Origin of the sequence: Hymenobacter oligotrophus (assembly GCF_003574965.1) — a bacterium.
Taxonomy (GTDB): Bacteria; Bacteroidota; Bacteroidia; order Cytophagales; family Hymenobacteraceae; genus Solirubrum; species Solirubrum oligotrophum.
Map to the genome: position 1 here is coordinate 1,759,746 of NZ_CP032317.1, position 24,221 is coordinate 1,783,966.

Sequence of the window (24,221 nt, forward strand, 5' to 3'; positions counted from 1 at the left end):
AGTACCCTACTTACCATCCGCAACCATGGCATCGAAATCACAGCACCCCCAGTACAACGAACCCGACGACCACCAGGCTCGCGAGGAGCGCCAGGAGCAACAACAGCGCGACGCACAGGACCGCCCCACCCCCGCCCAGGAAAACAATAATACCGAGGGCAGCACCACGGCCATGCTGAACCGCGAAACCCACGGCCAGATTATGTCGCGCAGCACGCCCGACCGCATTTATTCCGACGGCAGCGACGACACCGAAACCCCGCGCCCGCCCACATTCACCGACGACACTACTGGGTTCGACCCCACCAACCGCACCCGCTAAGCCCGCCACGGCCCGCCGCACCTCGCAGCGGGCCGTGTTGTTTTGGGCTGCTTAACCTGTGGCACCTAGGGCTTAGTGTCGACAAGCCGGAGCGAGGCTTAAATAGTCAATTATAAATATTTATCCGACAAACGGTTGGAGTTACAATTATCTATGACGTATGTTTGCGTCATACTTCATGAATATATGACCTACGCCAAGCTTTCCGAGTTCACCGAGGCCCAGCAGCAGCTGGCGCGGGTAGCCAAGGCCCTAAGTCACCCGGCCCGCGTGGCCATCATCGAGCTGCTGGCCGCCAAAAAAACTTGCATTTCCGGCGACATAGCGGCCGAGCTGCCGCTTTCGCGTACCACCGTTTCGCAGCACCTGCAAGAGCTGAAAGCGGCTGGCTTGGTGCGCGGCGACATCGACGGGCTTACCGTGTGCTACTGCCTCGATACGGAGGTGCTCGGGCGCGTGCAGCAGCAATTCGGTGCTTTTCTGGAGCAGGCCGCTTGCTGCGGGCCCGCAGCACCCGGTTGCGCCTGCTAGGTGCCGCCGCTTCCGCGTTTGTTCAGCAACCTTTTTCTGCCCTTCTGATCTATGAAAACCGCTCTCTTCCCTCGCATGCACGTTTCGCTGTACGTGTCCAACATTGAGGCTACCGTGGCCTTCTACAACCGCTTTTTCGGCCAGCCAGCCAGCAAGCAAGCAAAACAAAGCCCGGCTACTCCAAATACGTGCTCGAGCGACCGTCGCTGATTATCTCCTTTGTGCAAAACCCGGCCCGCGTGCAAAGCCACTTTGGCCACCTGGGCTTTCAGGTTGAAACTCCCGAGCAGCTGCAGCAGCGCCTAGCCGTAGCCAGCGCCGCCGGGCTGGTGCAGCGCCAGGAAATGGGCACCAATTGCTGCTACGCCAAGCAGGATAAGTTTTGGGTAAACGACCCCGACGGCGTGGAATGGGAAGTGTACTACTTTCACGAAGACGCCGAGTTTAACGACCCGCACTACGACGACCTAGCGGCCAGCACCGGCCAGTGCTGCATCGCTTCGGCCCCGGCCGAAGCGCTAACCACCGCACCCATGGCCTTTACGCTGGTTGAGGCGGGCCCAACCCCACAGTGCTGCAGCACCGGCACCTGCTAACGCAGTTCGTGCTTTACCTCACAACCAAGCCCCATGACCCTGCACCCCTTAACCGAGCAACACTGGCCCGCCGTGCAAGCCATTTATGCGGCGGGCGTAGGCACGGGCAATGCTACTTTTGAAACCCAGGTGCCTGCCTGGCCCACCTGGCACGCCAGCCACCTAGGGCACAGCCGGCTGGTGGCATGCAACGAGCAGCAGCAAGTAGTGGGCTGGGCAGCACTCAGCCCTGTTTCGGGGCGGTGCGTGTACGGCGGAGTGGCCGAGGTTAGCGTGTACGTTGCCGCCGAAGCTCGTGGCCAAGGCGTAGGCCTGCTGCTGCTGCGGGCCCTGGTGCAGGCATCGGAAAGCAACGGCATTTGGACGCTGCAGGCCGGCATTTTGCCAGAAAACACCGCCAGCCTCGCCCTTCATGCCAAAGCGGGTTTTCGGGTGGTGGGCTACCGCGAACGGCTGGGCCAGCTGCACGGCGTATGGCGCAACGTGGTGCTGCTCGAGCGGCGCAGCGCCGTGGTAGGCACCGCAGGCGCAGATGCCCCCGCTTCGGCCGCGGCACCCACCCGCATTTGATTGCCAAGGCCCAGCGCCCAACCGAGCGCAATTTTGGTGCATTCCGACGCGATTTTCCGACCGGCGTAATTACCCATTAACACACAGGTTGTAAACTGCAGCGCCAATGCGCCATTGTCAGGCGCCCGGCTAAAGCTCCCCGTTATGCTCACTTTGCTTGTTCTGACCGATTTTTCGCCCGTTGCCGACCACGCCCTGCAATATGCCGCTGCCCTGGCCGCGCCAGCGGGCGCGCACCTTGTGCTGCTGCACGTGCGCCCTTCGCTGCTGAGCCCGCGTGCTTTCACTGGCACCGCCGAGTACTCCGAAAGCCAAGCCCACGACCTGCTGCAGCAACGCCTGCGCGCGTTGCCGGCGGGCGTGCGGGCTACCTGCGCCCTGGAGCGCGGCGACGTAGCCGCCGAGTTGGCCGAAGCAGCTCGGCGGCACAACGCTTCGGTGCTGGTGGTGGGCCGCCCCGACCTAAGCAACACCCCCGAAGAGCTGGAGCACACTACCTCGTTGGATGTACTGCGCCACGTGGCCTGCCCCCTGCTGGTGGTGCCGCACAACGCAGCCGGTGCGGTGCCGCCGCGCCAAGTGCTCCTTGCCCTCGACGACCAGCCCCTGCCCACCACGCACACTACCACCGAGTTGCAGCCCTTGCTGGGCAATGCGGCCCTTACCGTGCTGCACGTAAGCGAGGAAGAAGTTGCCAACGACCCCAGCCGCGTTTTTGCCAACGCCGAGCACGCGGGCCTGGTGGCCGGTTTTGCCAGCGCGCAGGCCAGCGGCATTAGCGGCACCAGTCCGGCGGCCGGCATTGCCGACGCCACCGCCATGCAGCAGCCCGACTTGCTGCTGCTGGTGGCCCGGCGCCACAGCTTCCTGGGCAACTTGTTTCACCAAAGCGTAACGGCCACGGTGGTGCGCGAGGCGCGCCTGCCCGTGCTGGTGCTGCCCGAAAAAGCCTAGGTCCCGTCGGCTAGCTCATCCATAACACCGGAGTACCTTTGCGGGTACTCCGGTTTTTATGCGTCACCTCCGACTCCTGTTTTTGCTGGCTAGCCTGCTGCCCACGGCGGCGCAGGCACAAACGCCGCTGGCGCCCGCCGCGCCGCCCGATACCGTTCGCAAATACGAAAACCCCGGCGGCCTGTCGGCGGCCGACAAGAAGCCCTGGTACAAGGGCAAGCTGGTGCGCGCCACGGTGGTGCCAGCGGCCCTCATCGGCTACGGCGTGAGCACCATCAACGGGCGCGGCTTTTACAGCAGCTACGACGCCCGGCGCGACATTCAGCGGCACTTTCCCAACTTCCGCACCCGTGTCGATGATTTTCTGATCATCGCGCCTTACCTAGAGCTAGCCGCCGTGGAGCTTTCGGGCGTAGAAACCCGCAACGACCGGCTGAACATGCTGCTGGTGGTGCTGAAATCGGAAGCCATTTTTGCCGCCACCACTTTCACGCTTAAGCACACCACCAAGGTGCTGCGCCCCGATGGCAGCACGCGCAATTCGTTTCCGTCGGGCCACACGGCGCAGGCGTTTTTGGCGGCCAGCATTGTGCACACCGAGTTCCGCGACAAAAGCCAGTGGTACGGCGTGGGCGCCTACACCATTGCCACCAGCGTGGCAGCCTTGCGCATGCTCAACAACCGCCACTGGCAATCCGATGTAGTGGCTGGTGCCGGCGTGGGCATTTTGTCGGCGCACCTGGGCTACCTCACCCACCGCAACCGCTGGGGCCGCAAGCCCTTGCCGGGCCGCTACAGCGTGGCCCCGCTGGCCTACCCCGGCGCGGCGGGCCTCACGGTGGTGTGGCGCCCCTAGGTGCGCCGTCGTCTTTCTCGTTTCGGCACCCGCAACGCCGCCCGCGCCCCGGCCTTTGGCTGCCGAAGCGCGGGCGGCGTTGCGTTTACGGCCGGCTGCCTGGGTGGCGCATGCCCGGCGCTACCTAGGCAGCCGGCCGCGCGGCGCGGGCCGCAACCCCGGGTTGGGCCAAGCCGTTAGTCCTGCTATTGGCCAATTGCGCATTGCTCATGGATGCTACCGATTCGCGCCGCCGGTTTTTGCGCCAAGCTGGGCTGGGTGCTGCCGTGGCAGCGCTGGCCGCGCCGGGCGCGGCTGCGGCCATGCTCGCACAACCCCTCACCGCCGCTATGCAAAACTCCGACAAGAAGAAACTCGGCTGGGCCATTGTGGGCCTGGGCAAATTTGCCACCGAGGAAATCATGCCCAACTTCAAGGATTGCCAACACTCGCGCCTGGTAGCGCTGGTAAGCGGCTCGCCCGACAAGGCCCAGAAGCTGGCGCAGCAGTACGGCCTTCAGGAGAAAAACATCTACAGCTACCAGAACTTCGACAGCATCAAGGACAACCCCGAGGTGGATGTGGTCTACATCATCTTGCCCAACAGCCTGCACGCCGAGTACACCATTCGGGCGGCGCAGGCGGGCAAGCACGTGCTCTGCGAAAAGCCCATGGCCACCTCCGTGCACGATTGCCAGAAGATGATTGACGCCTGCCAGAAAGCGGGCAAGCAGCTGATGATTGCCTACCGCTGCCAGTACGAGCCCTTCAACCTGAACGCCATCGAGCGCATCCGGAAAGGCGAGCTGGGCAAGCTCCGCTTTATTACCTCCGACCACGGCCGCCGCGTGAAGCCCACCGAGGACAAGGCCGATACTTGGCGCGTGCAAAAGAAACTGGCGGGCGGCGGCTCGCTGATGGATATCGGCATTTACTCGCTGAACGCGGCGCGTTATTTCGCCGGCGAGGAGCCCGTGGAGGTTACCGCCCAAATTGCCTCCGACCCCAACGACCCTAGGTTTAAGGAAGTGGAAGACAACGTGGCTTTTACGCTGCGTTTCCCGAGCGGGGTGCTGGCCGCCTGCACCTCGTCGTACAGCTACGAAACGGTGAAGCGCGGCCGCGTTTTTGGCGACAAAGGCTGGCTCGACCTCGACCCGCTTTCCGACTATGATAAGCACACCATGAAAATTGGCAAGCCCGACGGCAAAGAGGAGCCGCAGCTGAAAGAGGGCAACCAGTTTGCCGCCGAAATCGACCACCTTTCGGAGTGCATTCTGCAAAACAAAACGCCCCGCACGCCCGGCGAGGAGGGCCTGCGCGACGTGCGCTACATCATGGCCATTTACGAATCGGCGCGCAAGGGCAAGGCCATAAAGGTGTAGCCCGGGGCGGTGCCGGCCCTAGGTGCCGGGGTTGGGCGAGGTGCGCGGCAGCCGGGGCAAATGCGCCCACGGGTACAGCGCCCCGTTGAGGGCGGTGAGCACCAGGCGCCACTGCGGCAAGGGCTTGGCTGTTTCGGCCACGGCCATTTCGAGCAGCTCGCGGCTGGCGCGCACCTGCCGCTGCCACGGCACGGCAATATCAACGGCGGCCAGGCGCTCGAGTTCGGGCAACGCTTCCTGGCTGAGGCGCAGCATCTCGCCGTGGTGCTCGGGCGTAAACTCATTGAGGCCTAGCAGCTGCTCGTGCAGGTGTTGCAATTGCCGCAGGGAAGGGTGAAGCCGCTCCATTTTGGTGAATGTTCGGGCTTTGTACGCGGATTGCGGCGGCGTGGCTATTTGCGGCCGAACTTCCGCCCGGGAGGGCTTCGGGCGGGCTGTACCGGCCGCGCTACCGAGCTGCTTGGCGGGGGTTGCCAGCCGGCCCCGGGTGCTTCCGGTGCTTGCAGGCCGGCTCTCGGCTCTGATAGTATTACCTTCGGGCAATAGCCCGTGCGCTACGCTTTTTCAACCAGCTTTGCCAAACCACCCCAAATCCGCTTCGCAGCTGGCCCAAGCCGTGCTCCACGTGTCGTTTTCGCCGGGGGCACTGCTGCGGCCGGTGGGGCCCGATACGGCCGATTTCGTTGTAACGCACCTCAACCAAGCAGCGCAACAAGTGCTTCAACAGCCCGCCGAGCCCAACGTACTGCTCGGCGCGTGTTTTGCGGCCCTAGGTGGGCAGCGGCTGCTGGCGCACTGCCAGCAGGCCTACCGCACGGGCCAGCCCCTGCACATGATGCTGCCCGCCCTGCCCGATGGCACGGCCTGGCAACTGTCGTTGCAATGCCAGCACAACGAACTGGCCCTGGGCTTTGCCCCGGCGGCCGCGCCCGCTGCCCTAGGTGCCGCCGCCCCGGCCGAGCCCCGGCAGCTAAGCAGCAGCTTGGAGCGGTTGTTTCGGCACGCGCCCACGGCCATCTGCACCATGGCAGGCCCCGATTTTGTGTACGAAATGGTTAACGCCGCCTACGAGCGGCTGTTTCCGGGGCGCGCCTTGTTGGGCCGGCCCTTGCTGGAGGCTGTGCCCGAGGCGGCCGGGCACCCGGCCTATCTCTCGTTGCGGCAGGTGTACGAAACCGGGGTATCGCACGAGGCGCAGGGCGTGGTACTGGCCATGCAGCGCACCCCCGGCGGCCCCACCGAGTTAGGCTACTTCAACTACATTCAGCAAGCCCGCTACGACGAGCACGGGCGCATCGACGGGGTGGTGGTGTTTACCTACGAGGTAACGGAGCAGGTGGCGGCCCAGCAGCAAATGCAGCAAATGCAGCACGAGTTGCTTACGCTCACCAACGCCATCGATCAGCTGGTGTGGACGGCCAAGCCGCACGGCGAGGTGGATTACTACAACGAGCAGTGGTACCGCTACACCGGCAGCACTTGGGAGCAATGCCGCAACAACGGCTGGACATCCTGTTTCCACCCAAATGATTTGCCCCGCCTGCAGCAGCACTGGCAAACCGCGCTGGCGCAGGGCACGCCCTACGAGGTGGAGGCCCGCCTGCGCAGTGCCGAGGGCGAGTACCGCTGGTTTTTGGTGCGGGCTTTGCCCTCGCGCGATGCTGAGGGCAACATTACGCGCTGGTTTGGCACCGACACCGACATTCACGAGCAGAAACGCCTGCAACAGGTGCTGCTCGAAAGCGAGGAGTATTTCCGCTCCATGGCCGACAGCCTGCCCTCGATGGTGTGGGTAACCGACCCCAACGGGCACTGCACTTACCTCAACAAGCAATGGTACAGCTACACCGGGCAGCAGCAAGCCGAGGCGCTGGGCATTGGCTGGCTGCAAGCCGTGCACCCCGACGACGCCCCCGCCGCCGAAAAAGCGTTTCTGGAAGCCAACGACTACCAGGTGCCGTTCCGGGTGGTGTACCGCCTGCGCCGCCACGACGGGCAATACCGCTGGGCCATTGATGCGGGCATGCCGCGCTACAGCGCCAGCGGCGAGTACGCCGGCATTGTGGGCACCGTTTTCGACATACACGAGCGACAGCTGGCTGAGCAGGCCTTGCAGCGCCTCACCCAGCAACTGCGCACCGCCCGCGACGAAGCCCGTGCCCTCAACAAGCAGCTGCAGGCCACCAACGAACGGTTGGTGCGCACCAACGTCGACCTCGACAACTTCATTTACAGTGCCTCGCACGATTTGCGCGTGCCCATTACCAACATCGAGGGCCTGCTCGATTTGCTGGAGCACCAACTCCCGGCCGCTTCGCTGGGCAACCCCGAGCTGGGGCCGGTGCTGCGCATGATGCACGAATCGGTGGAGCGGTTTAAGCGCACCATTGGCTACCTGAGCGAAGTAACCAAGTTGCAGAAAGAGTTCGATCAGCCGCCCGCGCAAGTGTTGCTGGCGGCCGTGTACGACGACGTGCGGCAGGATTTGCAGCCGCTGATTGCCGAAACCGGCGCCGTGCTCGAAGCCGACCTAGGCGGTTGCCCCAGCATTTCGTTTTCGCCGCGCAACCTGCGCTCGGTGGTGTACAACCTGCTCAGCAACGCGCTCAAGTACCGCCACCCCGGCCGGCAGCCCCTGGTGCACATCGGCTGTGCGCAACTGGCGCATTATACCGTGCTGCACGTGCGCGACAACGGCCTGGGCCTCGATGCCGATCAGCAGCAGCAGCTGTTCACCATGTTCCGCCGCTTGCACCACCACGTGGAGGGCTCGGGCGTGGGCCTTTACATGGTGAAGCGCAGCGTCGAAAACGCCGGCGGCAAAATCGAGGTCAGCAGCGAACCGGGCGTGGGCTCTACCTTCTCGGTGTACTTTCCGAGGCATACCAGCGCCACCCAACCGTAAGGCCGCCGTAGTAGTTGCGCCCGGGCGCCGGCTGAAAGTAGCGGTTGCCAAAGGCGTTCAGGTCGTTGCCAAGGCTGTAACGCCGGTTGGTGGCGTTTTCGAGGCCCGCGTACAGCTCCGTTTCGAGGCGCTGCAGCCAGGTGCGCCGCCAGCCCGCGCGGGCGGCAAAAACCCAGTACCCGGCCGCGTACTCCGTATTGGCATCGTTGAGCGGAAGGCGCGCCTGGTGGTTGGTGGTAGGGCTGATGTAGAAACCTAGGCGGTGGCTGAAATCGAGCCCAGCGGCCAAGGTGTGCGGCGCGGTGCCCGTGAGGCGGTTGCCGCTGAAATCGTTGCCGTTGCTCTCGTAATGCCCGAAGCGGTAATGATTGTAGGCGTAGCTGGCAAAGGCGCGCAAACTTAGGGGCAGCGCTGCAGCACCGGCAGCGGACCCAGCGGCCGGCGGCGCTTGCCACAGCCAGCCGCTTAGGGCTACCTCCAGGCCGCGTTGCCGCGTGGCGCCCGAGTTCGAAAACAGCTGCACGCCCTGCGCATCGGTGCGCGATACAATGCTTTGGCGCAGCCGGAAATCGTAAGCGGCCACATCGAAGCGGAGGCGGTTGCCGAGCAGTTGGCCGCGCGTACCCACCTCGTAGCTGGTGCCGCGCTCGGCCTGCAGCTCGCGGTTGAGCGAACCGTTGGAAGGCCGAATTTCCTCCTCGGTGGGCGGCGAGAAACCGCTGCTCACGCTGGCGTAGGCCGATACCTGCGGCGTCAGCTCCTTGAGCAGCGCCACCCTAGGCGACACCTCGGGCCGGAAGCTGCGCTCGAAGCGGTAGTTGTTGGGCTGCAAAGCCGCATCCGACACCCGGTAGATGCGGTAGCGCAGGCGGTTGTAGCTGGCGCCCACCGTGGCCAAAAACCCATGGGGCAGCTCCCAATCGGCCTGCCCAAACACAAAACCCGTAGCCGTCCGGATTTCGTCGTCGTAGCGCAGCGGGCCGGGCGTGCCGCCCCGGTTTTGGTAGTTGCGCGCGTTTTCGAACGAGGTTTGCACCTCGCCGCCGGCCGCAAGGCGCAGCGGCAACCCGGCCAGCAAGGTGCGGTAGCCAAAGCTGGTGCGCCCGCCCCAGCCCACCTGCGTGTTGCGCTCGTAGTCAACCAAAAACGGCGTGCGAATAACCGAGCCTATAGCGTAGATGGTGGTAGTGTTGGCGAAAGCGGCCGAAAAACGGTACTCGTGCGTGGCGCCTAGCAATGCCGTGCGCGAGCGGTAGCTGGCGCGTTGCTCCACGGTGCCGGGCCCGGCGGCATTGCGCGGCCGGGCTTGCCGCGGGTTCTGCTCGAACTGTGCCCGCGTGAGGCTGCCGGGTATCTGGTAGTCGAGGTCGGTGTAGAGGGCGCTGAGGCCAAGGGTTTGCTTTTCCGAAGCGGCTAGCTCGCCATCCAGCGTCAGCACGTCGCGGCGCTGGGCGCTGTTTTGGCGGTAGCCGTCGAGCTCCTGCCGGGTATACTGGGCGCGTAGGTTGCGGCCGTCAGTGCCGGTTTCGGCTACGGCCGAGTAGCGCCGCAAGCCAAACGAGCCGGCCGCCACGCCCAGTTGCACGCGGGCCTCGCCGGGCACTGGCCGGCGGTTGCTTAGCAGCACCACGCCGCCCGTGCCGGCTCCGTAGGCGCTGCCGGCCGGGCCTTTTATCACCTCGATTCTACCCAGGGTGGCGGGGTCGAGCAGGTTGAGCGGCGTGCTGCCGCTGGCTTCGGTAAACGGGATGTCGTTGTAATACACCTTTACGTTGCGCACCCCAAACGGCGAGCGTAAAGTGCTGCCCCGCACGCTAATGCGGTAGCTGGCCGTGGCGCGCTCCTCCAGCCGCACGCCGGGCAGCGTGTTAACGGCCTGCGTTAGCGACACCTCGTTGAAGCGCCGAATCACCTGCTCATCTATTACGCCTACGGCCGCAGCGGTGCGCCGCAGCGGCAAGCGCTGCCCGTACCCGATTACCGTGGCTTCGGGCAGGGCTACGGAGCGGCGGGTGGTATCGCGGGCGGGGCTGTTTTGAGCCTGCGCACCTAGGGCAGCAGCACACAGCACAAGCAGCAGCGCAATTGGTAATGGGTGCATAGCAGCAACAAAGCAAACAGTTCCCGAACGTGAAAGCCCTTGCTATAGTTGGCCGACGCTTGGCAGGCGCACGCCTATAACACCTCCCGAGGGCCTAGGCAGCTAATCATCAATTTTTTGCAACGGTGCGCCCGAATTGTCGGCACTTGCGCTTTGCGCGGTATAGCCAAACGCAGCAGCCCCTTTTCAGATTCGAAACAAGAAGTCGACCATCCGCAGCGCGGCACAAATGCATGACTGTTGGCGCCAAGTCAATAGTTGAATTTAATTCAAAGGGATTTTACAGTGCGCCTGCGCCAACGGGCTGGCTGGTCTCGCAAGCTCTACTAATGATATTTATCATATATTTATTTGTTATTTATTTATAGACTCACTTGCTATTTGGTTCCAATTAAGGTTACTTTAATCAACGCCCTTGCTGCTACTGCGCTTGGTATGCTTACTGCCCTGCCGCCGTTCTTGCCTAGCTTCCCTTCTCACCTCTGTTGGCTGATGATGTATGAGGCAACCTGTACACTTGCTGATGGCCTAACCTAAGCCCTAGGTCTCTCGCCCTTTTTGTTCGTTCAACGGCTGCACGCTTGCTAACGCGTGTGGCCTGGCAAGCTATTGCTTTTGCCAAATGGTGGTTTTGCATTGCGCCGCCTTCAATTTATGCTCAGGAGTTGCCGCCTCCTTCGCAGTTAGCTAAAGCCGATTTGCCTGCTTAGCGCTTTGCCCTGGCTTGAGTAGCCAGCCCGAAGCCCCACCTCTCCAGCCCTGCCCTCTTGCATGCCCCGCTCAGCGTGGGCAGGCTGCTTTGCGCCCTTATCACATCCGCTTCACACCTACTCTCATCCACACACCTACGCACCATGAAACAGCTTTTCAATTACACACGACCCAACATTTTGAGGTGTTGTGACACACGGACACCAAATCAGCGCCAGTTATTACCTAGGTTGTTGGTGCTGATCATGTTCGTTATTGGGTACGGGTCGGCCTATGCCCAAAGCCTACCACCGGCAGATAGGTGCGTTTCAAAAGACCTGTTTGTAGAAAGTGCTACCCTGGCCAATAGCAGCTGCATAGAGTGCGTGCCAGGCGAACCGTTATCCCGCAAGCTTACGCTGCGCATCAACAATACCACAGGGTCCGATCGAGCGGCATTCGCCTTCTGGGGTACGCTGGTAGTTACCTCGCCTGGTGGTCAGCCCGTCAGCACTTCGATTTCGGGGTGCCAAGGCACTACTGATCCCAATAATCCGGCTTTGCCAGCCAACACCGTCACACCTCTTCTCTTTCAAGATGTTACCATCAACTTCAAATGCGGCGATGCGGTAAAAATTACTAACCTGTACATAGCCTGGACCGACGCCTCCAACACAGGTAAAAACGATTGCCCGCTTGACCCGTCGAAGATTGCGCCTAAGTGCGCTACGGCAACCGAACTTCAGATTACTACGCCCCCGAGTACACCTGTAGTTACGCCGGTGCAACCTACTTGCACCGTGGCTACGGGCAGCGCCACCGTTGGCACTACCGCGGGCCTTACCTTCAGCCTAAACAATGGCCCTTTTACCGCATATCCAGCCGGTGGCTACACCAACCTAGCGCCTGGCGATTACACCCTAAAGGCCAAAAACGCCGACAATTGCGTTTCCTCGGCTGCTAACTTCACCATCAATCAGCAGCCCAGCACGCCGGCGCCGCCCACCGTTAATGTAACACAGCCTAGTTGCACCGTGGCAACGGGCACGGCGGCCGTTACTTCTACCACATCAGGGTTGGAGTTTAGCCTCGACGGAATGGCTTATGCGCCTTACCCGAGCGGGGGCTATACGGGGTTGGCTGCAGGTCCGCACACCTTAACTGCGCGCAACGCGGCGGGGTGCGTTTCGCCTGTCGCCAACTTTACCATAAATGCCCAGCCCGCTACTCCGGGTGTGCCAACCGTGAGCCCCGTGCAGCCTACTTGCACTGTGGCCACCGGTAGCGCCACTGTCAGCTCAAGCACTGCTGGCCTCGAGTTCAGCCTCAACGGTGGCAACTTTGCGGCGTACCCCAGCGGCGGGTACAGCAACCTGGCGCCGGGCTCCTACAGCTTGGTGGCCAAGAACGGGGCCGGCTGCACCTCCGCTGCGGCCAACTTCACCATCAATCCGCAACCGGCTACGCCTGCAGCCCCAACGGTAAACGTAACGCAGCCCACGTGTACCGTAGCCACGGGTAGTATTGCCGTAACCTCCAACACCAGCGGTTTGCAGTTCAGCTTGGACGGAGCGGACTATGCTGCTTACCCCAGCGGTGGTTACACGGGGTTGGCTGCTGGCTCGCATAGCCTTACTGGTCGCAACTCCGATGGCTGTGTTTCGGCTGCGGCTAATTTTACGATTAACCAGCAGCCGGCCACACCCAGCGCGCCAACCGTAAGCAAAACGCAGCCCACCTGCACCGTGGCCACGGGCAGCGCAACCATTACCTCCAGCACGGCAGGCCTGGAGTTCAGCTTGGATAGCGGACCGTTTGCTGCGTACCCCAGCGGCGGTTACACGGGCCTTGCGGCGGGGTCTCACTCGTTGGTGGCCAGGAACAGCGCGGGCTGTACTTCGGCGGCGGCTAATTTCACTATTAACCAACAACCCGCTACCCCAGCGCAACCCACTGTAAGCGTAACGCAGCCTAACTGTACCATGGCCACCGGTAGCGCAACGGTTACCTCTAGCACCAGCGGCTTGCAGTTTAGCCTGGATGGTGAAGATTATGCGGCTTACCCGAATGGTGGTTACAGTGGATTGGCTCCGGGTAGCTACACCCTAACGGCTCGTAATGCAGCCGGCTGCGTTTCGGCAGTTGCCAACTTCACCATCAACCCGCAGCCGGCTACGCCTGCAGCCCCAACGGTAAATGCAACGCAGCCTACTTGCGAACAGGGCTCGGGCAGCATCGCCGTTACCTCGAGCACCGCGGGTTTGCAGTTCAGCCTCAACAACGGTGATTTTGCTAGCTACCCCAGTGGCGGATATACCAACCTGGCGCCCGGCAATTACACCTTAAGAGCCCGCAACGGTGCCGGCTGTATTTCGGAGGCAGCCGCTGTTACCATCAACCCGGCACCCAGCACCCCCGATGCCCCCGAGGTCAGCATCGTACAGCCTACCTGCACCACGGCTACGGGCAGCTTTACGGTAACTTCGAGCACCTCCGGCCTGCAGTTTAGCCTGAACAACGGTGAGTTTGCCAACTACCCGAGTGGCGGTTACGCCAACTTGGCACCCGGCACTTATAGTCTGCGCGCCCGCAACACAGCAGGTTGTATTTCGGCGGCGGCCACGGTTGTTATCAATCAGCAACCTGCTACTCCGGGTGCACCAACCGTAAGCGCGGTGCAACCCACCTGTGCCGTTGCCACGGGCAGTGCCACTATCACCTCCAATACCAGCGGCCTGCAGTTTAGCCTCAACGGTGGCTCCTTCGCCGCTTACCCAATGGGCGGTTACAGCAACCTAGCGCCGGGCTCCTACAGCTTGGTGGCCAAGAACGGGGCCGGCTGCACCTCCGCTGCGGCTAACTTTACCATCAATCCGCAACCGGGCACTCCGGGCGCACCTACTGTCGAGGTGACGCAACCCACCTGCGCTGTTGGTACGGGTACCATTGCCGTTACTGCACCTGTGGGCCAAGGCTTCGAGTACAACCTCAACGGCGGCACTTGGCAGAGCAGCTCCACGTTCAGCAATGTTGCCCCCGGCACGTACCAAGTGCGCGTACGCAACGACGACGGTTGCGTGTCGGCGGCGGCTACTGCTACCGTGAGTCCGCAGCCCGCGGCTCCGGCTGCGCCTAAGCTCAGCACCACGCAACCCAGCTGCACCGTGGCTACGGGTAGCATCACGGTTACCGAACCAACTGGCATGGGGCTGCAGTACAACCTGAACAACGGCACTTGGCAGAGCGGTACTACTTTCGGCAACCTGGCTCCGGGCACCTACCAGGTGCGCGTGAAAAACGCCGACAACTGCGTGTCGGGCCCAACGAGTGCTATCATCAACCAGCAGCCCAGCACGCCCGCGCCCCCAACGTACTCTGCTACGCAACCAACCTGTACCACCAGCACCGGTAGCATTACGGTAACGGCCCCTACCGGCACTGGCCTCGAGTACAACCTGAATGGTGGTACCTGGCAGAGCGGTACAATGTTTAGCAACCTAGCACCCGGCACTTACTTGCTACGGGTACGCAACGGCGCCAACTGTGTGTCGGCCGCCAGCAGCGTTACCATCGACCCGGCTCCCAGCAGCCCCGGTGCCCCCACCGTGCGTAGCTCGGAGGTGTGCTCCGCTCCCGGCGGCACCGTGGCACTCTCGGGTTTTGTAACGCCCACGGCAGGTGCCACCATCGTTTTCACTACGGCTGCCGGGGTGGCGCTTTCGCCGCAGCCCAGCACGCAAAGCATAGCCGCGGTTGGCGCGTTCACGTTCTACGTGCGGCAACAAATTGGCAGTTGCATTAGCCCGGTTGTCAGCTTTACCATTACGGTTAAAACGTGCAACGAGGGCTGCACACTGGGCTACTGGAAAAACCACACCAACCGCTGGTGCTTGGCTTACAGCCCAAATACGAAATACGGCTCGGTGTTCGGTGATAAGCAGGCCGGCAGCGACGTGGTGGTGAACGGGAAAGTAGTAGACGATGGTATCCCGAAGGACATCGAGAACCTGACGCTGCTGCAGGCCCTGAACCTGGGCGGTGGCGGTGTGTACAACCTCGCTCGCCAATCGGTGGCCGCGTTGCTGAACGCCTGCAGCGACGAGGTGACCTACGCCCTGACGACCAGCAGCGTAATCAGCAACGTGAACACCGCCTTTAAATCGGGTGGTGCGGCTCCGGGCAAAATGGCTACCACGCTCGATAACCTGAACAATGCAGGCTGCCCGCTGGGTGGTACGCCGGCTACTACCTCGGCTGCCCTAGGTGCGCAGGCCGCACCGAGCAGCGCAGCCCTGCGGGGCGGCGGTGAGCTGGAGCCTTCGGTATTCCCGAACCCGACCGGCGAAGATGCTACCATTACCTTCGCAGCAGCTAAATCGGGCCGGGCCGTGGTAGAGGTGTACAACGTGCTGGGTGCCAAAGTCGCTACCCTGTTCGACGCCCAAGTGCAGGCCGGCGAAGTGAAGGAAGTCATGTTCCGGGGAGCTTCGTTACCCACGGGTACGTACATCTATCGCATAAGCACCAACGGGCAGAGTAAAACCAACCGCATCAGCTTAGTGAAGTAAGTTTTGCTGGGTGCCTGCTGTAAAAGGCCCGCCTACCTAGGCGGGCCTTTTTCGTGCTTTGGCGACAACCGCAACTAAAAATCGTCAAAGCCAACATGATAGTAGGTTGTCGCTGCTACGCGCAACCAGTATGACCAATTTACTAGATGGGCTTTTCGAACCGATTAGGAAAGGTCTCACGTTTGTCGCTATTTCAAAATTCATTCGATTTATATCCTACATCACGCTTTATGCTTTTGCCCAATTACCAGCGCTACCGCCTGGCTGTCGTTGCACAGTGGGTTGTGGTTGTAGCCACGGTCGCCGCGCTTGTTTCTTCCGGCCTGCAGTACCGCCTCCTGCAGCATGCCTTGGCAGGCATAGAAATACTACCAGCAGCGGCCGACGCCAATGATGATCGGCAGCAGTTGGTTGGCGGTTTGCAGCTCGTACTTACCCTGTTGGCATTTATTGGCTTTATCTCGTGGTTTGCCAGGGCCTACGACAACCTGCGCCGTATTCCTGGGGCGCCCGAGCCAGCGTATAGCCCGGGCTGGGCGGTGGGCGCTTGGCTGGTACCCATCCTGAACCTGTGGCGGCCCCTGCACATGCTCAAGGAAGTGTGGTACCGTACGCAGCGGTATGCGCTCCACCACGGCCAGGGGGCTCCCGCGCAAGATCACAGCTTGCTAACAGGCTGGTGGATTCTGCGCATTGTGCTTTTTGTATTTGGCCGCTTGGTGAGCCGCGCCGGGGGCTCCGACCCTACCGTGGAGCAACTGCTCGACGCCACCACCACGCTGCTAATGCTCGATGTCCTGAATCTTGCCTACGCCGTGCTCACCATCGTTCTGCTACAACGTTTCCGAAATTTTGAAGATGGGTTGGCCGCCCGCTACGCACCCGACAATGTGCCAGCCACCCCGGTGTCGGTAGGCTAATCCGAACCCGTACACGCCGCCGGCGCTACCCGGGCGCCGTTGGCGGTTGGTTGCGGCTTAAGCCCCGCCGCCACCGGCCCTAGGTGGTTTGAGCGCCGCCAGGCCCGCCACCCGCGCGCATTTGCTACTTTGCCGGCTGGCTCGCCGTCTGCATGAAAAAACTCGCCCGCAAACTCACGTTTCAGGTACTTACTGCCATTGCCCTGGGGGTGCTGTTGGGCGCGTTTTTCCCGGGCGTGGGGGCCGCCCTCAAGCCCGTGGGCGAAACGTTTATCCGGCTTATCAAAATGCTCATCGGGCCCATCATCTTCCTCACGGTGGTGCTGGGCATCGGCAGCATGGGCAGCCTGAAAAAGGTGGGCCGGGTGGGCGGCAAAGCGCTGCTGTACTTCGAGCTGATTACCACGTTTGCCCTGTTGCTGGGCGTGGCCGCCGCCAACCTGGTGCACCCCGGCGCCGGCATCGACACCTCGGCGGCTACCGGCAAAGCCGCCGAAACCCAGAAGTACGCCGCGCAAGCCGCCGGCATGGATTGGGTGGCCTTTTTCACGCACATTGTGCCCGAGAGCATGGTGGGCGCTTTTGCCGAGGGCGACGTGCTGCAGGTGTTGCTGGTGGCGGTGTTGTTCGGCTTGGCCCTTACGCGCATGCCCGAGGCGGTAGCCCAGCCGCTTATTGCCACCTTCGATCGGCTGAGCCACGTGCTGTTTGGGGTGCTGGGCATGGTCATGAAGCTGGCGCCCCTAGGTGCTTTCGGCGGCATGGCCTACACCATTGGCAGGTACGGCCTGCACACCCTGCTGCCGCTGGCCAAGCTGATGGCCTCGGTGTACCTGACGATGGCCTTGTTCATTTTTGGGGTGCTTGGGCTGGTGGCGCGCTATTACCGTTTCAGCCTGTGGCGGTTGCTGGGCTTTATTAAGGAAGAGCTGCTGATTGTGCTCGGCACGTCGTCGTCCGAATCGGCCTTGCCGCGGCTGATTGACAAGCTAACGGCCTACGGCTGTTCGCGCTCGGTAGCCGGCCTCGTGATACCCACGGGCTACTCCTTCAACCTCGATGGCACCACCATTTACCTGTCCATGGCCAGCATCTTTCTGGCGCAGGCCTTCCACATTCCGCTTAGCCTAGGGCAGCAGCTTACCATTATTGGCATTCTGATGGTGACGAGCAAGGGCGCGGCGGGCGTTACGGGCTCGGGCTTTGTGGTGCTGGCCTCTACCCTGGCGGCCACCAAAACCATTCCCGTCGAGGGCATGGCGCTGCTGCTCGGCGTCGATCGGTTTATGTCGGAGGCGCGGGCCATTACCAACATCATCGGCAATGCGGTGGCGGCGGTGGTGGTAGCCAAAAGCGAAAACGAGTTCGACGAAGCCCGCAACCGTTGGGCCCTGGCCGGCCACGTACCGCCCGAAAGCGACGTAGCCGCCGACCGCCCCGAGCACGCAGTAGCGGTGCAGGAATCGGCAACCTCGCTGCCTGAGAACGAGCAAGCCGCAAAGCCCAGAAGCTAGAACCAGTTCCCCTCCTCAGCTGAGGAGGGGTGCCCGCAGGGCGGGGTGGTTGATAATCGTTGAATTGACACCACGTAGGGCAACAAAAACGTCATGCCGAGCTTGTCGAGGCATCTCGCGTGTTTAGCCTGATAGTAGATTCCATCCCACGTCAGCACGCGAGATGCCTCGACAAGCTCGACATGACGTTCTTTTATTAGACGCGCTGATGGCTTGAGGTTAGTATCTGACGCGAGGTCAACCACCCCAGCCGCAACTGCGTTGCGGCGTCCCCTCCTCATCTGAGGAGGGGAGCTTTTTCGGGCTTCGCCTTTTATCCCCGGCCACGCGGCTTGCGTACACAGCAAAAAACTGCACTTTCGGAAGCAAAAACCGCCCGCGCGTTGTTGTTTGCCTATATCCAATTGACTACATGCCCGCCTTACCCCCCGACTTACGCAAAGCCCTGCTCAACCTGCCGCAAAAGGAAAAGGACCAACTGCTGGTGCGCTTGGTGTGCCAGGACAAGGTGCTAACCGAACAGCTGCAGTTCCGCCTGCTCGAGGGGCCCGAAGCCCTGGAGGACCGGCGCGAGCGGCTGCGCGAGCGGCTCGACGACCCGGTGCGCGGCTACCACCAAACGCCCAACGATTTGCTGCTGATTTTGCGCCAGCTGCAAAACCAAATCAGCTACCACGCCAAGATTACCGGCGACACGTTTGGCGAAGCCGAACTGACGGTGCGCTTGCTCAACAACGTGTTTCGGCACCAGCCCGCTTCGGTGGCTCGCCTCAACGGCCCCACGCAGCCCTTGCTCAACCACGTAGTGCGCCGCACCGATACCGTACTGCGCCAAGCCGAGAAGCTTGAAACCGACTACCACATCGAACTGGCCGACGCCGTGAACGAGCTGCTTACCAACATTTGGAGCACCGCCGCCGCCCCGCTCGCCCGCGACCTGGGCTTGCCCAAGCAGTGGGGCGTATTTCACTAGCAACTGCGCGGCCACTGCTTGCGCACGGCCCCGGTGCCCTAGGTGGTAGCCGGGGCTTTTTTATTCAAGGGCCCGAAACACAATGGGCAAGGTATAGGCCACGCGCACGGGTTGCCCCGCTACGCTGCCGGGCGTCCACCAGGGCATGATGCGCACGAGGCGCAGGGCTTCGGCGTCGAGGTCGGCAGCGAGGCCTTTTACCACTTGCGGCTCGAGCAGGTGCCCGCGCTCATCTACCACAAACTGCACGTACACCTTGCCCGACTGGCCTTTGCGCAGCGCTTCTTCGGGGTAGTGCAGTTTGGCTTTCAGGAAAGATCGGAGTGCCTCCGAGCCGCCCGGGAAAGTGGGCATCACATCGGGGGCGTGGTACACGGCAGCGGCGGCGGCGGCAGCGGTTTCGGTGGCTGTGTCGCTTACCAGGGTGCTTTGCTGGGCTGTGGCTGGCAGAGCGGCGAGCAACGTGGCCGCCAGCAGCAGTGGGCTGAATAGGTGTGGCATGAGGTGGGCTAACGTCTTCGGCTTGAAGGCGCTGCAAACCTATTGGGCCGCTGCAGCTACCCGATGAAGGCTGAATTATGCTTGTGTTGCCGTTGTGTTGAGTGCGGTAGCAGCATCTTTTCGGAGCCCAGATCAGTAAAAAGCTTTGAGCCGCCCTAGGTGGCCGCCATCTACCCCTCCGATTCTCTCTTCCAAGCCATGAGCTACACGCCTAACCCCGACCACATGCGGGCGCCTAACCACCTCAGCGAAAACGAACTGCGGCAGGCGCTCGACGAGCTGGACACCAAGATTAAAACCCTGCACGCCCGCGCCAACGCCACCACCGCCAACTCGCCGCACCACTACCACGAGCACATTGCCGCGCTGGAAGTAAAGCGCAGCAAACTGGCCGAGCAGCTCGGCACTTCGGGCCACGATGCCGGGCAGCAAGGCAGCGTCTGGACGGAAATCAAGCGCGGCATCGACACGCTGCGCGACGACATCAGCAAGCTGATTTAACTGCCCCAACCGATGCGCAACCGACTGATTGGGGTGGTGATGGCAGCAGCCCTGCTGTATGCCTGCACCGCGCAAGAGAGCTACAAAAACGCCGTAGCCTGCACCGAAATTGAAGTGGGCATGACCCAGGAACAAGTGCGCCAACTGATGGGCGAGCCTACCGGCAACGACCCCGCCACCGACGGCGGCAACACGTGGTCGTACCTGTTTGGCAGTGCCACCGATACCCAGCCCATCAAAATTATTTTCGGGGCCGATGGCCGCGTAACCAGCAAGCAGTGCGCCCCCGAAGCCCAAGGCGACAAACGCCCCGATAGCGGCGACTACGGCAAGGAGTAACTTCTGCCCTTAGCATACCGAAAGCGGCCCCCGACCTAGGGGCCGCTTTCTTGCTTTGCGGGTCGGCCGTAAACTGCCCCTCGGCGCCCCCACTGCGCCCGCAATACGGCTTGCCACTCGACCCGCATTTTTTACCACTCGGCCGGGCCGCTTACCGCTCGCCTAGGTTTTGCTTCCGCCCGGGGCCACGAGGTGCCACCTTTGGATCATCAACCACGCCACAAACCGCCTGATGACCATGAAACGCTTCGCTACCGCCCTCCGCCCCCTCTGCGCCGCCCTGCTGCTGAGCACCGCTGCCCTGGCCCCCGCTGCAGCTCTGGCCCACCAACCAACTGCTGACGCCGCACGCACCACCGATAACCCCACCGCGCACCCCAACTTTACGGTGCGCGTGGTGGGCAAGGGCCAGCCCGTGCTGCTGATTCCGGGCCTTACTTGCCCCGGCGCCGTGTGGGACGAAACCGTGGCCCGCTACCAGCAGCAGTACCAGTGCCACATTGTGTCGCTGGCGGGGTTTGGCGGCGCAGCGGCTCCGGCTAGCACTGATAACTTGCTGCTGAATGTGCGCGACCAACTGCTGGCCTACATCAAAACCCAGAAGCTGCAACGCCCCGCCATCATTGGCCACAGCCTGGGTGGTTTTGTGGCCCTCTGGATGAGCGCTACCCAACCCGAAGCCATTGGCCCGCTGGTAATTGTTGATTCGCTGCCGTTTATGTCGGCCATCCAAAACCCCAACCTCACGGCCGAAATGGCCAAGCCCATGGCCGAGGGCATGCGCCAGCAAATGCGCCGCGGCCCCATGCCGGCTGCGCAGCAGCGCCAAATGGTGGCCAGCATGATTACCGACACCGCCCGCCAAACGGTGGCCGCCCGCTGGGGCCGCCTCTCCGACCCCGGCACCGTGGCCCAGGCCATGTACGACATGGCCACCACCGACCTGCGCCCCGATGTGGCCCGCATTCAGCAGCCGGTGCTGGTGCTCGGCGCCTGGGCCGCCTACAAGCAGTTTGGCTCGACGAAGGAAAGCACCCGCGCCATTTTTGAGCAGCAGTACGCCAAGCTGCCCCAGCGCCGCATCGAAATGTCGGAGGCCGGGCGCCACTTCCTGATGTGGGACGACCAGCAGTGGTTTTTTGCCCAAACCGACGCGTTTTTGCAGCAGCACGCTCCTGCCAAAACCAAAGCAAAAGCTGGGGCCCGCGCAAAAAACAGCTAAGTTTCGGGCCAACACCCGCGTGGTGTTGGCCTACTTTATCTTATCTGCGCTTCCACAACCGTTTTTATACCCCACCATGATTCGCCAAGAAGACTTCGCCGCCCTGCACCTGGAGCTGTCGGTAAAGGCCAAAAACGGCCTCGATTTTATTGCCGCCGCCACGCTGCTTTGGGCCGGCATTGCGGTGCTGTGGGCCCTGCCGGGCTCGGCCGCGCAGCACAGCCTCTACACGTTTATGGCCAGTGGGCTGATGCTGCCCTCGGCGCGCTTGCTCTCGGGCGTGTTCGGCACCACCTGGACACTCAAGCACAACCCGCTGCAGCCGCTGGGGCTGTGGCTCAACTTCGCGCAGCTGTTCTACTTCCCCTTTTTGGTGTTCATGTACCTGCGCCACCCCGAGTACTTTATCATGGCGTACGGCATCATCACGGGGGCGCACTTTTTTCCGTACGCCTGGTTTTATCGCACACCCGCATTTGTAGTGGCGGCCGGCGTAGTGGCGGCGGGCAGCCTGGCCCTAGGTATGTACCTGGCCCCAACGCAGCAGTACCTTATTCCGGCTTTCATCAGCGGCTCGCTGGTACTGCTGGGCGTGTGGCTGTGGGTTGATTACCGGGCCAAAGCGCGGCTTACGGCCGCGCAGCCAGCCGCGGTGGCCGTGGCTTAGCCAGTGCGCTGCAAATTGCTCATCGCCTAGCCCCGCCCCATCCCATGAACCCCTCCCCCGCTACGGTGCCGCCCCCAAGCCGCCTGTATTGGCGCCTGCAGCTAATTGGCTGGGCCCTGTACGGCCTGTTCGGGGTGCTGGGCTACACCATGTTCACCCAAAAGTTTGCGGCGCACATTGCAGCTATTCAGCTGGCGGTGGTAGCCACCATGCTGGGGTTGTCGCACGGGCTGCGCTACATTATCAGGCGCTACCAGTGGGTGCAGCTGCCGCTGCTGGGGGTGCTGTGGCGCCTGCTGCTTGCCAACGCCGCGTTGTCGGTGCTAAGCCAGGTGGTCATCTGGAGCATTACGCTGCTGATAATTGTGCCGCTAATGCAACCCGGGGGCAAGGCCCAGAGCGCGGGCGAGTTTTTTGGGTACGCGCTCAACGTCAACTTCGTGCTGTGGCTGTGGTCGGTGGTGTACTTTGGGCTGCACTACCTGCGCAGCTACCGCCAGGCCGAAGTGGATAAGTGGAAGCTGGCCGCCGCCGTGCGCGAAGCCGAAATGCAAACCCTGAAAGCGCAAATCAACCCGCATTTCCTCTTCAACGGACTCAACAACATCCGCTCGCTCATCGGCGAAGACCCCGAGCAGGCCCGCCACATGCTCTCGCACCTTTCGGAGCTGTTGCGCTACGCCATTCAGCTGAACCGCACCGAGCAGGTGCCCTTGGGCAAGGAGCTGGCCGTGGTGCAGGATTACCTGCAGCTCGAGTCGTTGCAGCTCGAGGAGCGCCTGCGCTACACCATTGATGTGCCCGCCGACTGCCTTGGGGTACAGGTGCCGCCCATGCTGGTGCAGGTGCTCGTCGAAAACGCGATTAAGCACGGGCTGGCGCAGTTGCCCACCGGGGGCGAGCTGCGGGTGCAGGCCCGCTGCACGGGCGGCGAGCTGCTGCTGAGCGTGGAAAACACCGGCCAGCTGCACAGCGGCCCGGCCAAGGCCGATGGCACCGGAACCGGCCTGCGCAACGCCCGCGAGCGGCTGCGCCTGCTCTTCGGACCTAGGGCCGAGCTGCGCCTCGAGCAGGCCACCCCCGATACCGTGGCTGCCCGCCTGCGCCTGCCGATGATCAATGAACAATTAGCAATGAGCAATGAACAGTTATCAATGAGCAGTTACCAGTGAACCAGTAACCATTGCCGCCGGGCCGCGGGCTGGCCCTAGGTACCGCCGCCGCGTTTAGGCCCCGGCAACGCTTTGCCAGCTGCACCCCGCATTTCCCTTATCATTGCCCATCAGCAATTGATCATTACTAATTGCTCATTGATCATTACCAAATGAACATCTTGCTCGTCGACGACTCGCGCCTGGCCCGGCAGGAGCTGCGCCGCCTATTGCAGCGCCACCCCGATGCGGCAGTGGTGGGCGAAGCCGCCAACGCCGACGAAGCCGCTGCCCGCATTGCCGAGCTGCAACCCGATGTGCTGCTGCTCGACATTCATATGCCTGGCCGCACAGGCTTTGAGCTGCTGGCCGACCTCGACGGGGCGGCTCCGCACGTCATCTTCACCACCGCCTTCGACCAGTACGCTGTGCAGGCCTTCGAGGTAAATGCCCTCGACTACCTGCTGAAGCCCGTCGACGAGCAGCGCCTAGGTGCTGCGCTGGCCAAAGCACGCGCGGCCCTGAGCGCAGAACCCGCCGCCGCCGACGAGCCCACTGCCGCCGCTGCGCCCGCCCGCGAGCTGCTGCGCGAAACCGACCAGGTGTTTGTGAAAGACGGCGAGCGGTGCTGGTTTGTGCGCCTGGCCGATGTGCGCCTGCTGGAGGTGGCCGAAAATTACACGCGCCTTCACTTTCACGACGAGCACCCGCTGATTTCGCGCACTTTGCACCAGCTCGAGAGCCGCCTCGACCCCGCCGTGTTTTTTCGCGTCAACCGCCAGCAAATCATCAACCTGAAGCATATCGAGCGCATCGAGCCGTGGTTTAGCAGCACGCTCAAAATTCAGTTGCGCGGCGGGCCCGAGGTGGAGGTGTCGCGGCAGCAGTCCATTCGCTTCCGCGAGGCCCTTAGCTTGTGATAGTACTGCCAACCTCGCTAAGTATCATTGATTAATCATTTATATTCATGATTTAA

23 protein-coding genes are annotated in these 24,221 nt (G+C 62.4%); 19 read left to right on the plus strand and 4 right to left on the minus strand.

The features are described 5' to 3' along the window. Positions 1 to 25 precede the first annotated feature (25 nt). The 8 genes from D3Y59_RS07525 (at position 26) to D3Y59_RS07555 (ending at position 5,193) form a co-directional block, all read left to right on the plus strand. Complete coding sequence (locus D3Y59_RS07525; RefSeq protein ID WP_119444495.1) at positions 26 to 322, plus strand: hypothetical protein; 297 nt, start codon at positions 26 to 28, stop codon at positions 320 to 322. A gap of 186 nt (positions 323 to 508) precedes the next feature. Next, positions 509 to 853, plus strand: coding sequence for an ArsR/SmtB family transcription factor (locus D3Y59_RS07530; RefSeq protein WP_119444496.1), 345 nt, complete (start codon positions 509 to 511; stop codon positions 851 to 853). 51 nt (positions 854 to 904) lie between these two features. After that, positions 905 to 1,063: a VOC family protein gene (locus tag D3Y59_RS18245; RefSeq protein WP_162910619.1), complete on the plus strand. Its 159-nt coding sequence runs from the start codon at positions 905 to 907 to the stop codon at positions 1,061 to 1,063. Then, entirely contained in the window at positions 1,042 to 1,449 is a 408-nt protein-coding gene (locus D3Y59_RS07535) for a VOC family protein (RefSeq protein WP_119444497.1), read from the plus strand. Before D3Y59_RS18245 ends, D3Y59_RS07535 begins: the two co-directional genes overlap by 22 nt. 33 nt (positions 1,450 to 1,482) lie before the next feature. Further along, positions 1,483 to 2,019 (plus strand): GNAT family N-acetyltransferase, encoded by a 537-nt coding sequence (locus D3Y59_RS07540; protein ID WP_119444498.1) that lies wholly within the window; start codon positions 1,483 to 1,485, stop codon positions 2,017 to 2,019. 144 nt (positions 2,020 to 2,163) lie between these two features. Continuing rightward, positions 2,164 to 2,973, plus strand: a complete 810-nt coding sequence (locus tag D3Y59_RS07545; protein WP_119444499.1) for a universal stress protein — start codon at positions 2,164 to 2,166, stop codon at positions 2,971 to 2,973. A gap of 58 nt (positions 2,974 to 3,031) precedes the next feature. Beyond that, complete coding sequence (locus D3Y59_RS07550) at positions 3,032 to 3,829, plus strand: phosphatase PAP2 family protein (protein ID WP_119444500.1); 798 nt, start codon at positions 3,032 to 3,034, stop codon at positions 3,827 to 3,829. A gap of 209 nt (positions 3,830 to 4,038) precedes the next feature. Continuing rightward, a complete protein-coding gene (locus D3Y59_RS07555) occupies positions 4,039 to 5,193 on the plus strand; it encodes a Gfo/Idh/MocA family protein (protein WP_119444501.1) in 1,155 nt (384 codons plus the stop codon). An 18-nt stretch (positions 5,194 to 5,211) separates the two neighbouring features. Here the strand turns inward: D3Y59_RS07555 and D3Y59_RS07560 are convergent, their stop codons facing one another. Then, positions 5,212 to 5,541, minus strand: coding sequence for a hypothetical protein (locus tag D3Y59_RS07560; RefSeq protein ID WP_162910620.1), 330 nt, complete (start codon positions 5,539 to 5,541; stop codon positions 5,212 to 5,214). A gap of 226 nt (positions 5,542 to 5,767) precedes the next feature. Between D3Y59_RS07560 and D3Y59_RS07565 the strand changes: the two genes are divergently transcribed. Further along, positions 5,768 to 8,098, plus strand: a complete 2,331-nt coding sequence (locus tag D3Y59_RS07565) for a PAS domain-containing sensor histidine kinase (protein WP_119444503.1) — start codon at positions 5,768 to 5,770, stop codon at positions 8,096 to 8,098. Here D3Y59_RS07565 and D3Y59_RS07570 read toward each other — a convergent pair. Together D3Y59_RS07570 and D3Y59_RS18735 are read right to left on the minus strand one after the other, a co-directional pair. Continuing rightward, the gene (locus D3Y59_RS07570) at positions 8,049 to 10,199 is read right to left on the minus strand and encodes a TonB-dependent receptor family protein (RefSeq protein ID WP_119444504.1); all 2,151 of its coding nucleotides are present in this window, start codon (positions 10,197 to 10,199) and stop codon (positions 8,049 to 8,051) included. The two genes, D3Y59_RS07565 and D3Y59_RS07570, sit on opposite strands and share 50 nt — an antisense overlap. 2,077 nt (positions 10,200 to 12,276) lie before the next feature. Beyond that, complete coding sequence (locus D3Y59_RS18735) at positions 12,277 to 12,405, minus strand: hypothetical protein (RefSeq protein ID WP_262696966.1); 129 nt, start codon at positions 12,403 to 12,405, stop codon at positions 12,277 to 12,279. A gap of 466 nt (positions 12,406 to 12,871) precedes the next feature. Here D3Y59_RS18735 and D3Y59_RS18250 point away from each other — a divergent pair, with 466 nt between their 5' ends. From D3Y59_RS18250 to D3Y59_RS07590, 4 genes are all read left to right on the plus strand, one after another. After that, positions 12,872 to 15,457 (plus strand): T9SS type A sorting domain-containing protein, encoded by a 2,586-nt coding sequence (locus tag D3Y59_RS18250; RefSeq protein ID WP_162910621.1) that lies wholly within the window; start codon positions 12,872 to 12,874, stop codon positions 15,455 to 15,457. A 230-nt stretch (positions 15,458 to 15,687) separates the two neighbouring features. Further along, positions 15,688 to 16,377, plus strand: coding sequence for a DUF4328 domain-containing protein (locus tag D3Y59_RS07580; RefSeq protein ID WP_162910622.1), 690 nt, complete (start codon positions 15,688 to 15,690; stop codon positions 16,375 to 16,377). A gap of 152 nt (positions 16,378 to 16,529) precedes the next feature. Further along, positions 16,530 to 17,891 carry a C4-dicarboxylate transporter DctA gene (gene dctA / locus D3Y59_RS07585; protein ID WP_119444507.1) on the plus strand — a complete coding sequence of 454 codons (1,362 nt, stop codon included), beginning with the start codon at positions 16,530 to 16,532 and terminating at the stop codon, positions 17,889 to 17,891. Between the two features lie 412 nt (positions 17,892 to 18,303). Beyond that, positions 18,304 to 18,864, plus strand: a complete 561-nt coding sequence (locus D3Y59_RS07590) for a hypothetical protein (protein ID WP_119444508.1) — start codon at positions 18,304 to 18,306, stop codon at positions 18,862 to 18,864. Positions 18,865 to 18,924: 60 nt separating this feature from the next. On the opposite strand, the gene D3Y59_RS07595 is transcribed toward D3Y59_RS07590, so the two are convergent. Further along, a complete protein-coding gene (locus D3Y59_RS07595) occupies positions 18,925 to 19,365 on the minus strand; it encodes an energy transducer TonB (RefSeq protein ID WP_119444509.1) in 441 nt (146 codons plus the stop codon). Between the two features lie 198 nt (positions 19,366 to 19,563). Between D3Y59_RS07595 and D3Y59_RS07600 the strand changes: the two genes are divergently transcribed. The 6 genes from D3Y59_RS07600 to D3Y59_RS07625 all read left to right on the plus strand — a co-directional run bounded on the left by D3Y59_RS07600 (position 19,564) and on the right by D3Y59_RS07625 (position 24,165). Continuing rightward, on the plus strand, positions 19,564 to 19,866 hold the full coding sequence (locus tag D3Y59_RS07600) for a sll1863 family stress response protein (protein WP_119444510.1): 303 nt from the start codon (positions 19,564 to 19,566) through the stop codon (positions 19,864 to 19,866). 12 nt (positions 19,867 to 19,878) lie between these two features. Further along, complete coding sequence (locus D3Y59_RS07605; RefSeq protein ID WP_119444511.1) at positions 19,879 to 20,205, plus strand: outer membrane protein assembly factor BamE; 327 nt, start codon at positions 19,879 to 19,881, stop codon at positions 20,203 to 20,205. A 238-nt stretch (positions 20,206 to 20,443) separates the two neighbouring features. Then, positions 20,444 to 21,427: an alpha/beta fold hydrolase gene (locus D3Y59_RS07610; protein ID WP_162910623.1), complete on the plus strand. Its 984-nt coding sequence runs from the start codon at positions 20,444 to 20,446 to the stop codon at positions 21,425 to 21,427. 76 nt (positions 21,428 to 21,503) lie between these two features. Continuing rightward, positions 21,504 to 22,094 (plus strand): DUF7010 family protein, encoded by a 591-nt coding sequence (locus D3Y59_RS07615; protein ID WP_119444513.1) that lies wholly within the window; start codon positions 21,504 to 21,506, stop codon positions 22,092 to 22,094. Positions 22,095 to 22,138: 44 nt separating this feature from the next. Further along, complete coding sequence (locus D3Y59_RS07620; protein WP_119444514.1) at positions 22,139 to 23,266, plus strand: sensor histidine kinase; 1,128 nt, start codon at positions 22,139 to 22,141, stop codon at positions 23,264 to 23,266. Between the two features lie 152 nt (positions 23,267 to 23,418). After that, positions 23,419 to 24,165, plus strand: a complete 747-nt coding sequence (locus tag D3Y59_RS07625) for a LytR/AlgR family response regulator transcription factor (protein WP_119444515.1) — start codon at positions 23,419 to 23,421, stop codon at positions 24,163 to 24,165. The last annotated feature ends 56 nt before the right edge of the window (positions 24,166 to 24,221 follow it).

Excerpts from the sequence above, each read along its gene's own strand:
- D3Y59_RS07615 (WP_119444513.1), top strand. The coding sequence starts at position 21,504 with ATGATTCGCCAAGAAGACTTCGCCGCCCTGCACCTGGAGCTGTCGGTA.
- D3Y59_RS07595 (WP_119444509.1), bottom strand. The coding sequence starts at position 19,365 with ATGCCACACCTATTCAGCCCACTGCTGCTGGCGGCCACGTTGCTCGCC.
- dctA (WP_119444507.1), top strand. The coding sequence starts at position 16,530 with ATGAAAAAACTCGCCCGCAAACTCACGTTTCAGGTACTTACTGCCATT.
- D3Y59_RS18250 (WP_162910621.1), top strand. The coding sequence starts at position 12,872 with ATGGCCACCGGTAGCGCAACGGTTACCTCTAGCACCAGCGGCTTGCAG.
- D3Y59_RS07555 (WP_119444501.1), top strand. The coding sequence starts at position 4,039 with ATGGATGCTACCGATTCGCGCCGCCGGTTTTTGCGCCAAGCTGGGCTG.
- D3Y59_RS07605 (WP_119444511.1), top strand. The coding sequence starts at position 19,879 with ATGCGCAACCGACTGATTGGGGTGGTGATGGCAGCAGCCCTGCTGTAT.
- D3Y59_RS07525 (WP_119444495.1), top strand. The coding sequence starts at position 26 with ATGGCATCGAAATCACAGCACCCCCAGTACAACGAACCCGACGACCAC.
- D3Y59_RS07530 (WP_119444496.1), top strand. The coding sequence starts at position 509 with ATGACCTACGCCAAGCTTTCCGAGTTCACCGAGGCCCAGCAGCAGCTG.
- D3Y59_RS07580 (WP_162910622.1), top strand. The coding sequence starts at position 15,688 with ATGCTTTTGCCCAATTACCAGCGCTACCGCCTGGCTGTCGTTGCACAG.
- D3Y59_RS07590 (WP_119444508.1), top strand. The coding sequence starts at position 18,304 with ATGCCCGCCTTACCCCCCGACTTACGCAAAGCCCTGCTCAACCTGCCG.
- D3Y59_RS07560 (WP_162910620.1), bottom strand. The coding sequence starts at position 5,541 with ATGGAGCGGCTTCACCCTTCCCTGCGGCAATTGCAACACCTGCACGAG.
- D3Y59_RS07550 (WP_119444500.1), top strand. The coding sequence starts at position 3,032 with ATGCGTCACCTCCGACTCCTGTTTTTGCTGGCTAGCCTGCTGCCCACG.
- D3Y59_RS18245 (WP_162910619.1), top strand. The coding sequence starts at position 905 with ATGAAAACCGCTCTCTTCCCTCGCATGCACGTTTCGCTGTACGTGTCC.
- D3Y59_RS07570 (WP_119444504.1), bottom strand. The coding sequence starts at position 10,199 with ATGCACCCATTACCAATTGCGCTGCTGCTTGTGCTGTGTGCTGCTGCC.
- D3Y59_RS07620 (WP_119444514.1), top strand. The coding sequence starts at position 22,139 with ATGAACCCCTCCCCCGCTACGGTGCCGCCCCCAAGCCGCCTGTATTGG.
- D3Y59_RS07610 (WP_162910623.1), top strand. The coding sequence starts at position 20,444 with ATGAAACGCTTCGCTACCGCCCTCCGCCCCCTCTGCGCCGCCCTGCTG.
- D3Y59_RS07545 (WP_119444499.1), top strand. The coding sequence starts at position 2,164 with ATGCTCACTTTGCTTGTTCTGACCGATTTTTCGCCCGTTGCCGACCAC.
- D3Y59_RS07540 (WP_119444498.1), top strand. The coding sequence starts at position 1,483 with ATGACCCTGCACCCCTTAACCGAGCAACACTGGCCCGCCGTGCAAGCC.
- D3Y59_RS07600 (WP_119444510.1), top strand. The coding sequence starts at position 19,564 with ATGAGCTACACGCCTAACCCCGACCACATGCGGGCGCCTAACCACCTC.
- D3Y59_RS07625 (WP_119444515.1), top strand. The coding sequence starts at position 23,419 with ATGAACATCTTGCTCGTCGACGACTCGCGCCTGGCCCGGCAGGAGCTG.